The organism is Streptomyces sp. NTD91 (assembly GCF_059510455.1).
Genome location: NZ_JCAJZW010000191.1, coordinates 1 through 303 on the forward strand (window position 1 = coordinate 1; position 303 = coordinate 303).

A 303-nucleotide genomic window follows, 5' to 3' on the forward strand; every position below is an offset into this window, starting at 1 on the left:
CTAAGCGGACCTCCGGCAGGCGAGAGTCGGCGGCGCGCGGTAACGATGAAGTCGTTTTGAGCTGATTCCACCTCTGAGCGCAGAACGAACCAGGGCTCTTCGGGGGTCAGGCCACGTTTGATCTTGGTGTGAAGGCGCCATATCTGCTCGTCAAGGACGTGTGCAGCTTCCGCGATGTCCTTGTCGGCGACAAGGTTCACCATGCCCAGGGCCTCATTCCATGGCCGCCAGTCAATGGTGGTCCGGTGGACGACGCCTTGAGGGGCTGAGTCAGGGCGAGCTGAGTCCGCCTCGCTGAGGCTC

Annotated in this window: 1 protein-coding gene; it reads right to left on the minus strand. The window is 62.4% G+C overall.

What is annotated here, in order from left to right; genetic code table 11:
- On the minus strand, positions 1-203 hold a 203-nt coding region (locus tag AC5WRT_RS39185; protein WP_496098982.1), incomplete at its 3' end, for a hypothetical protein.
- Between the last annotated feature and the right edge of the window lie 100 nt (positions 204-303).